The organism is Enterococcus sp. DIV1937 (assembly GCF_050535975.1).
In the GTDB taxonomy this organism is placed as follows: domain Bacteria; phylum Bacillota; class Bacilli; order Lactobacillales; family Enterococcaceae; genus Enterococcus; species Enterococcus faecalis.
Map to the genome: position 1 here is coordinate 2757178 of NZ_CP172909.1, position 8318 is coordinate 2765495.

The following is an 8318-nucleotide window of genomic DNA, read 5'->3' on the forward strand; positions in this document are numbered from 1 at the left end:
CTCCTTTCCGTCCTATGTTAAAAAGGCTAATAGTAAGCCACCAGCAATTACAGAAGCGATTTGTCCTGAAACGTTGGCACCAGCAGCATGCATTAAAATAAAGTTTTGTGGGTCTTCATCTGTAGCCATTTTTTGAATGACCCGACTAGACATTGGGAAAGCGGAAATACCCGCAGCACCAATCATGGGATTGATTTTTTCTTTTCTAAATAAATTCAAGAATTTAGCAAAAAGTACGCCGCCGACTGAGTCCATAATAAAGGCGACTAACCCTAAGCCAATAACCATCAATGTATCGACTTTTAAGAACTCTGCATAGTTCATGCTAACGGAAATAGATAGTCCTAGCAAGATACTAATAATATTCACCAATTCATTTTGAGCTGTAATGGATAAACGATCCAAAACGCCACATTCTCTTAATAAGTTCCCAAACATTAAGAAACCAACTAATGGTAATGACACCGGCGCAATTAACCCTGCGACAATCGTAATAACAACCGGGAAAAGAATTTTCGCTGTTTGAGAAACTTCACCGGCCCGATAAGTCATACGGATCCGACGTTCGGCTTTCGTCGTCACTGCTTTAATCGCTACTGGTTGAATAATCGGAACTAACGCCATGTAGGAGTAAGCGGCAACCATTATGGCCCCCATGTATTTTGAATGTAAGGTATTTGCTACGAAAATAGACGTTGGGCCATCAGCGGCACCAATAATCCCAATCGAAGCAGCATCGTTTAAATCAAAACCTAATAAAACAGCCATAATAACTGTAAAGAAAATCCCAAACTGTGCAGCGGCACCAAACATCAACATAAACGGATTTTGTAACAATGGCCCGAAATCAATCATTGCCCCAATCCCAATAAATAATAATAACGGGAATAATTCTGTTTTTATTCCAAAATCAAAAAGAACATTAAACGGACCTGGCTCGCCGCCAGCGCTCAATACGCCGGAATTAGGAAAGTTCACTAAAATCGTTCCTAAACCCATCGGCACTAAAAGTGTTGGTTCATACTCTTTTTTTATTCCTAAATACATTAATAGTCCACCAATCAGCATCATCACAATGCGTCCTGGTTCTTGGCCCATTCCTATAACACCTTGAATCAGTGTCTCCACACAAATCACTTCCTCTTCTTAAATTAATTCTAGTTAATTGTTATTAATGGTTCCCCTGGGTTCACAATTTGACCTTGGGTAACATGAATTCCTGTTACCGTACCTGCTTTTCCTGCAACGATTTCATTTTCCATCTTCATTGCTTCTAAAATTAACAATGGTTGGTTCTCAGACACCGTATCACCAACATTGACTAATACTTTTAACACAGTTCCTGGCATTGGCGCAGGCATTGCATCTGCTCCTGCTGGGGCGGCTGGCTGTGCTGCTGGCGCTGGGGCTTCTTCAACAGCAGGGGCTGGTGTTTCTGTCGTAGCAACTGGCGCTGTTGGTTGTGGCGCAACAGGTGCTGGTTGTGGGACGCCACCGATTTCTTCCATCTCGACTAAATATTCTTTCCCATCAATTGAAATTTTAAATTTGCGTAACATAATGATCCTCCTCAAGGTTTTGTTTTGAAATTCTTTTGACAACTAGCTGAGACTCTTCTGAAAGCTCTGCAGCTATACTGGCTGCAATAATGGCAACTTCTTTTGCTTCTGGATTTCGTTTTGCGATTTTTTTGATAACAAAACGACTTTCTGGAAACTCTCCTGCTGCGATGGCAGTGGCCACAATACTTACCAATTGATATTCTTTTGGCTCAGCAGGAATATATGCTGGTATATCTATCCATCGCTTTTCCAAGTTATCCGCTTCACGTTGGATAACGCTTTCATTAATCTCGGTATCCTGCGTGTGTTGCTCTTTCTTGAATAAGGACTTAAATAGGCCCATATTGTCTCTCCTTTCACTAATTCTTGGTATACGTTCATTATAGAAAAAACCGTTAAAAAACCTAGTGAAAACACTAGCTCAGATTGTTCTTTTATTGTTTATTTTGTGAAAAAAACTCTGTAAACATTGGTATATAAGCATTTACCAGCCGTTAAGATTCTATTAATATTATATTAAGTTATTAATAAGAATTTGATTGTTGAATTGTTTTTTTGATGTTCTTTTTGTTTTAGGCTATTTATTCTCTGCGAAAGTTTGTATATTCTCACACTATAGACAAACACAAAAAATATTTTTTGTTGTAAACCAGAATACTGTGAAACATTTCTCATGGCTATTCTTTTTTATTAACACCGGTTGTTAACGCTTACAAAAAAGTTCTAAAAAAAGAAAGGAAGAAAAACATGTTACTCACTATTTTAGCTTATGGTATGATTATCATCTTTATGTATGTAATCATGAAAAAGAAATTGTCACCGTTTACATCTTTAGTAATTATTCCTCTTATTTTTACTTTGATTGCAATTGCAACTGGAGTAGCGAGTCCGCCACCTGGTGCTGACGGTGTTGTCCCTGAAGTCAACATTGGGAATTTCGTCTTAGATGGGATTTCAACTACTTCAAAAACTGGTATTATGTTATTATTTGCCATTCTTTACTTCTCTATTATGTTGGATGCTGGTTTGTTTGACCCAATCACTAAAAAAATGATTTACTTTGCTAAAGGCGATCCAATGAAAGTCTTGATGGCTACTGCGGTAGTTGCTGCTGCTGTTTCCTTAAACGGAGATGGAACAACTACGACCTTGATTTGCTGTTCTGCGTTTATTCCCATCTACAAAAAACTTAATATGAAATTGATGAATTTAGGTGTGCTTGTTATCTTACAAAACACCATTATGAACTTATTACCTTGGGGCGGTCCAACAGCTCGTGCCATGGCCGTACTAGAAGTTGATGCCGACATTCTTTCTTATTTAGCACCTGGTATGATTTTATCTGTATTGTATGTTATCTTCTTTGTTGCTTATCGCATGGGGAAAAAAGAACGTGCTCGCTTAGGCGTGACAACGCTTACTGATAAAGAATTGGAAGAAATGACTATTGTTAACGATCCTGAGTTATTAGAAATTCGTCGTCCAAAGAATTTTGCGTTCAATGGTATTTTAACGATTGTCTTAATCGGTTGGTTAGTCCTAAGTTCATTCGTTGGTCAATTAGGTTTGCCTTCGTGGATTGAAATGCCACCGTTATTATTATTCCTAGTTGGTACTTGTATCGCTTTAATGATTAACTATCCAAAATTAAAAGATCAAAGCAGCCGTATCAGTGCAAATGCTGGTGATGCTGTGCAAGTAGTTATCTTAGTTTTTGCTGCTGGCGTCTTCATGGGCTTATTCCAAGGTTCTGGTATGGCCAATGCCTTAGCAAATAGCTTTGTTAATATTATTCCAAAACAATTAGCCGGCGCTTGGGGCTTAGTGATTGCGTTCATTTCAGCACCAGGAACATTCTTTATTTCAAACGATGGTTTCTATTTCGGTGTCTTACCAGTCCTAGCAGAAGCTGGACGTTCTTATGGATTTGACAATATGTCTATGGCTTTAGCTTCCTTAATGGGGCAAGCGTTCCACTTATTAAGTCCATTAGTGGCATTTATTTACTTGCTATTACGTTTAACTGGTTTAGATATGGGCCAATGGCAAAAAGAATCAGCAAAATATGCCTTAGGAATTTTCGTTATTTTCGTTGTTACAATTGTTGCTTTAGGTCACATGCCTTTATTTATTCCACAAAATTAAACGTCGTCGCTGAAACCGTAGGAGTGCCTTTTCTCCTCGGTTTTCTTTTCATTTTGTCTTTTCTTGCGTTATATTTTCATTTTTAATATTATATTTATTATCTATAAAAATAACCTATAGGGAGGTGCCTCATATGAATCCAACGGTTGAAGCAGTAAAACGGAACTTAGATTTAACCAGCAGTAAACCTCTAAAAATTTGTACCTACGAAGCCTTTAAAAAAACCATTATTTTAGGGGATATTCCTGCAGGTGAACGGATTAACGAAAAAGAATTTTCCGAGCAATTAAACATTAGTCGGACGCCCATTCGCTTTGCTTTACAAGAATTGGTCAAAGAACAATTGGTGGAACATATACCTATGGTGGGTATCGTGGTTAAAGGGATTAGTATGAAAGATGCTTATGAAATTTATGATATTCGTAAATCTTTGGACACTTTAGCAACCATTAAAGCCATGGAACTCATGACACCAGAAGATTTTGATGAATTGGAAGCCTTACTTCTCGAAGGAGAACAATACAATAAAAATAACCAAGTAGATGACTTACTACAGAACTTTTCAGATTTTAATTCCTTTATTTATACTAAGAGTCAGATGCTACGTTTAAAAAAAATTGTGACTGATCTCCATGCTTACTTAATCTATTTCAGAGATATTGCGATTCGTGCCTCAGAACGTCGTAGTATTGCCCTAGAAGAACATTGGTTAATTTTCCGCGGAATGAAAACAAAGAATATTGACCAGATCACACTTTTAACCCATGAACATCTAAATCGTTCGCTTCAATTTATTTTGAAAGAAATGGAACGTCGACAAATTGAATAATCAAAAAAGGCCCGCAGTCGCTCGTGCAACTACGGGCCTTTTTTCATTTTTTTTGTACGCAACCATCTGGCGTAAAGGTATAACCAATGCCCCAAACGGTCCGAAGGTAACAAGGTTCTTTCGGGTTTTCTTCTAATTTACTTCGTAAACGATTAATAAAAACCATAATCGTATTCGCATCGACATCCCCAGTACCCCAAACACTGCTGTAAATTTGTTCTTTAGAGAATACTTGCTCGGGATTCTCCAGAAAAAATTGAATTAATTGAACTTCTTTCGAAGACAATGAAATAGGTAAATCCTTTTTAAATAGTTGATAACGACCATAATCAAAACGGAAATCGCCTACCTGTAGTTCTTCTTTTTTATAAATATTCAATTGTTTTCGAATCATTCGAGCTCGATTCAACGAAGCAATCACCTGAGCCTTAAAAACATTCAAGGAAAAAGGTTTCGTTATATAACTATCCACGCCCATTTCCAAGGCTGCAATGATATCCTCTTCTTCTTTTTTGCTACTAAAAAAGATAATTGGCACTAGTGGATATTTCTCTCTAATCATTTGGACTAAGTAGTAACCATCGCTGTCATGTTCCAAGTTATCATCTAAAATGAACAAATCAAAGGTAACTCTGGACACGATATCTTTTGTTTTTTCAATTGATTCACTTTGGTAAATAAGAATACCTGTTGATTGTAATGCTTTCCAAATCAAGCGACGAACTGCTGCATCATCATCTACAACCAGTATTTTCTCCGTACGCATACCTGTTGCTCCCCCTACGTCTCTTTACAAAACTTTTTCATTTGAATTTACTACTGGAGTAATTACTGATTATCATAACATAAAAAAAGAAACGGAGACGGCTAAAAAATCATTTAACAAAGAAACGTTGGCAACTATTCAGTCCCTGCTGAGAGTTGCCAACGTTTCTTTGTTTGTTTGTTTAAAAATACTTCTTAACTGGTTCAACCACTAAATACCGATAAGGTTCATCCCCTTCAGAATGGGTTTTGATTTGCTCATCTTTACTAAGCGTGTGATGGATTTGTTTTCTTTCAAAAGCCGGCATTGGTTCCAAGAAGACTGGCCGCCCAGTGCGTTTGGCTTTTTCCGCGGTGCGTTTCGCTAAACGTTCCAAAATTTCATGACGTTTTTCACGATAATTTCCGACATTCACAACAATCGATAGCTTATTGCTTGCAATGCGGTGAATAAAGACTTGCGCTAAATACTGTAACGCATTTAACACTTTTCCGTGTTTTCCAATTAAGATACCTTGTTTTTCTGTTTCTAAATGGAAGATAATATTGCCATTCTCGCGCGCTATGCGAACCATGGCAGGGGCGTTCAGTTCATTTGAAATATTCGTTAAATACATCGCTAATTCAGTAATAGCAGCTTCATCTTCCAGATTTTCTAAAGAATGTGTTGATTCCTCTGAGAGACTAGGAATTGCTTCGGTTAATTCCTCAACTGCTTCTTCCACTGCTGTTGCTTCATCGGCAACAACAATATCTTCCACTGTTTCTTCGACCGCTTCTGTGACTTGCTCACTAATCGTTGGTTCCATTGAAATTTGGGCAAGTTTTTTTCCTAGACCTAAAAATCCTTTTTTTCCTTCGTCTAACACATCAATTGTAACATCCTCTTTGGTTAAACCAAGTGCTTGTAAGCCTTTCTGCGTTGCTTCTTCGATTGTATTTCCTTCATAAATCGGCATCTGAACGACCTCCTTTATTTTTTCTTCCCTTTTTTCTTAGGACTTTTTGCTCGTTCAAGCGCTCGCTCCCGTGCTTTGGCTTGACGTGCTGCTTCCTCCCGCTCTTTACGGATTTTGAATGGATTGTTTAATAACAATGTTTGCCCTGTTTGGAAGGCATTTGAGACCACCCAGTAAAGAGATAAACTGCTGGCTAATGAAATCCCCATAAAGAAGATCATCGCTGGCATAACGTAATTCATAATTTTCAGTGAGGCATTTGTTTCTAGTTGGCTCATACTTGAAAGATACGTACTAGCAAACGTAAAGACAGCTGCTAAAATTGGTAAAATTAAATACGGATCCGGCTTATCGAGGCTTAACCACATGAACGTTCCCTCTTTTAATTCAGGCACGCGCGAAATGGCTTGATACAAAGCCATCATGATTGGTAGTTGAACCAACAGTGGTAAACAGCCAATGTAAGGATTCACATTATTCTCTGCATACAAACGTTGCTGTTCTTCTCGGAATAAGCGTTGTGTTTCAGGATCTTTTGAAGAATATTTTTGTTGCAAGGCCTTTAATTGCGGTTGCAACTCTTGTGTTTTACGCATACTCTTCGTTTGGAAATGCATCAACGGCAATAAAATAATCCGGATGACTAACGTAAATAGGATAATCCCAATTCCGACACTGCCGCCTAATGATAGGAACTTAATCGCTTGGGCAAAATAATAAACAATGTATCGATCCCAAATTCCTGTACTACTTTCACTTACGGGCGCGGTTCCGCAGGCGGATAAAACAAAGACTAAGGTCACTAACCCAGCCATTAATAATAAGCGCTTATACTTCTTCACTACTCAATTCCCTCTCTTACATCTAATATTTTAGCTAAATTTAACACATGTGTTAAATTAGCTTTCACTTCTTCAGACGATAATTTTTCCAATCCTGGACGTGCAATCACGATAAAATCAATTTCTGGAGAGATACGGTCTTTTAATTGAAATAAACTCGCGCGGATTTTCCGCTTCACAGCATTCCTTGTGACCGCGTTTCCAATTTTCTTCCCAACAGAAATCCCCACTCGAAAATGGGCTTGTTGTGGTTTCTCTAAAACGTACACCACGAAACGACGATTTGCACAAGATTGTTTTTTATTAAACACCTGTTGAAATTCTTTTTCTTTCTTGACACGGTAGGACTTTTTCATCGGCATCCCTTTGTTTCTATATTTTTTTACTTCTTAATAATAATAGCATATTTCCGCTCTTTTTTAGTAGCCTTTTCTATAGAATCCTGCTTTCTTTTATTGAAAACAGAAAAAGAACCCTTAGTTATCTTCACATCTTCCAAAAAATTATGGAGATAACTAAGGGTTCTTAGAAATTGACTGTTTAAAAGACCAGACCATCATTAAGCAGAAATAACTTTTCTACCTTTACGACGACGGCTTGCTAATACGCGACGGCCATTTTTAGTGCTCATACGTTTACGGAATCCGTGAACTTTTTGGCGTTTACGTTTGTTTGGTTGATACGTTCTTTTCATGCAATTACACCTCCTGAAATTGTAACTATCCATCAATATATAGACATACTTTGATAGTATAACGAGTAATAGGGTCTTTTGTCAATAAAATTTAAGAAATATTTCCTGAGAAAGATTCGTTTCAATTATCCACAAATTAAATTTTCCTGTGAGTAGCTTGTGGATAGTTTTCCACATTTTTTTCTGTTCATAGCCATTTTCCCACTAGTTTTACACAAAAAAACAGCCTGTTAAAAAGTTTTACACAGGTGTTTTTTCAGCTGTTGATAAGTTCTTGAAACATGATTGTGTCAAGCTTAATTATTCTCAACTTTTTGTGGATAACTCATTCAACAACCACTTTCTTCCGCAAGTGTCGACACCCTGTGGAAAACTTTTTTCACCCTTGTGTACTTTTTTTCCACATTGAACAATTGCTTGTGGAAAAAGTTTTAAAAAAATGCTAAAATCGACTATGCTCATTCTTTTAAGTTATCCACATTTTTTAGATAACCAAAATTTAAACATATAGGAGGTCACTGT

General features: G+C 37.4%; 10 protein-coding genes. 2 read left to right on the top strand and 8 right to left on the bottom strand.

The window, feature by feature from the left end:
* Positions 1 to 12: 12 nt before the first annotated feature.
* Genes IGL13_RS13165 through IGL13_RS13175 form a run of 3 tightly spaced genes read right to left on the bottom strand, consistent with a single transcriptional unit; the run spans position 13 to position 1905 of the window.
* Positions 13 to 1128 (bottom strand): sodium ion-translocating decarboxylase subunit beta, encoded by a 1116-nt coding sequence (locus tag IGL13_RS13165; protein WP_002383526.1) that lies wholly within the window; start codon positions 1126 to 1128, stop codon positions 13 to 15.
* A gap of 29 nt (positions 1129 to 1157) precedes the next feature.
* A complete protein-coding gene (locus IGL13_RS13170) occupies positions 1158 to 1559 on the bottom strand; it encodes an acetyl-CoA carboxylase biotin carboxyl carrier protein subunit (protein WP_002363547.1) in 402 nt (133 codons plus the stop codon).
* The gene (locus tag IGL13_RS13175; RefSeq protein ID WP_002356004.1) at positions 1543 to 1905 is read right to left on the bottom strand and encodes a hypothetical protein; all 363 of its coding nucleotides are present in this window, start codon (positions 1903 to 1905) and stop codon (positions 1543 to 1545) included. Before IGL13_RS13175 ends, IGL13_RS13170 begins: the two co-directional genes overlap by 17 nt.
* A 404-nt stretch (positions 1906 to 2309) precedes the next feature.
* On the opposite strand from IGL13_RS13175, the gene IGL13_RS13180 reads away from it, so the two are divergent.
* Both IGL13_RS13180 and IGL13_RS13185 read left to right on the top strand, forming a co-directional pair.
* Positions 2310 to 3707 carry a CitMHS family transporter gene (locus tag IGL13_RS13180; RefSeq protein ID WP_002356005.1) on the top strand — a complete coding sequence of 466 codons (1398 nt, stop codon included), beginning with the start codon at positions 2310 to 2312 and terminating at the stop codon, positions 3705 to 3707.
* A 133-nt stretch (positions 3708 to 3840) separates the two neighbouring features.
* Positions 3841 to 4536 carry a GntR family transcriptional regulator gene (locus tag IGL13_RS13185; protein ID WP_002356006.1) on the top strand — a complete coding sequence of 232 codons (696 nt, stop codon included), beginning with the start codon at positions 3841 to 3843 and terminating at the stop codon, positions 4534 to 4536.
* 43 nt (positions 4537 to 4579) lie between these two features.
* On the opposite strand, the gene IGL13_RS13190 is transcribed toward IGL13_RS13185, so the two are convergent.
* The 5 genes from IGL13_RS13190 to rpmH all read right to left on the bottom strand — a co-directional run bounded on the left by IGL13_RS13190 (position 4580) and on the right by rpmH (position 7796).
* Positions 4580 to 5302, bottom strand: a complete 723-nt coding sequence (locus IGL13_RS13190) for a response regulator transcription factor (RefSeq protein ID WP_002368650.1) — start codon at positions 5300 to 5302, stop codon at positions 4580 to 4582.
* A 181-nt stretch (positions 5303 to 5483) separates the two neighbouring features.
* A complete protein-coding gene (gene jag / locus IGL13_RS13195) occupies positions 5484 to 6260 on the bottom strand; it encodes an RNA-binding cell elongation regulator Jag/EloR (protein ID WP_002361456.1) in 777 nt (258 codons plus the stop codon).
* Between the two features lie 14 nt (positions 6261 to 6274).
* Positions 6275 to 7102, bottom strand: coding sequence for a YidC/Oxa1 family membrane protein insertase (locus IGL13_RS13200; RefSeq protein WP_002378672.1), 828 nt, complete (start codon positions 7100 to 7102; stop codon positions 6275 to 6277).
* Positions 7102 to 7458 (bottom strand): ribonuclease P protein component, encoded by a 357-nt coding sequence (gene rnpA, locus IGL13_RS13205; RefSeq protein WP_002356011.1) that lies wholly within the window; start codon positions 7456 to 7458, stop codon positions 7102 to 7104. The genes IGL13_RS13200 and rnpA overlap by 1 nt, the downstream gene beginning before the upstream one ends.
* Positions 7459 to 7661: 203 nt before the next feature.
* On the bottom strand, positions 7662 to 7796 hold the full coding sequence (rpmH, locus tag IGL13_RS13210; RefSeq protein WP_002356012.1) for a 50S ribosomal protein L34: 135 nt from the start codon (positions 7794 to 7796) through the stop codon (positions 7662 to 7664).
* Positions 7797 to 8318 lie beyond the last annotated feature (522 nt).

Excerpts from the sequence above, each read along its gene's own strand:
- IGL13_RS13170 (WP_002363547.1), bottom strand. The coding sequence starts at position 1,559 with ATGTTACGCAAATTTAAAATTTCAATTGATGGGAAAGAATATTTAGTC.
- IGL13_RS13175 (WP_002356004.1), bottom strand. The coding sequence starts at position 1,905 with ATGGGCCTATTTAAGTCCTTATTCAAGAAAGAGCAACACACGCAGGAT.
- IGL13_RS13180 (WP_002356005.1), top strand. The coding sequence starts at position 2,310 with ATGTTACTCACTATTTTAGCTTATGGTATGATTATCATCTTTATGTAT.
- IGL13_RS13185 (WP_002356006.1), top strand. The coding sequence starts at position 3,841 with ATGAATCCAACGGTTGAAGCAGTAAAACGGAACTTAGATTTAACCAGC.
- IGL13_RS13190 (WP_002368650.1), bottom strand. The coding sequence starts at position 5,302 with ATGCGTACGGAGAAAATACTGGTTGTAGATGATGATGCAGCAGTTCGT.
- jag (WP_002361456.1), bottom strand. The coding sequence starts at position 6,260 with ATGCCGATTTATGAAGGAAATACAATCGAAGAAGCAACGCAGAAAGGC.
- rnpA (WP_002356011.1), bottom strand. The coding sequence starts at position 7,458 with ATGAAAAAGTCCTACCGTGTCAAGAAAGAAAAAGAATTTCAACAGGTG.
- rpmH (WP_002356012.1), bottom strand. The coding sequence starts at position 7,796 with ATGAAAAGAACGTATCAACCAAACAAACGTAAACGCCAAAAAGTTCAC.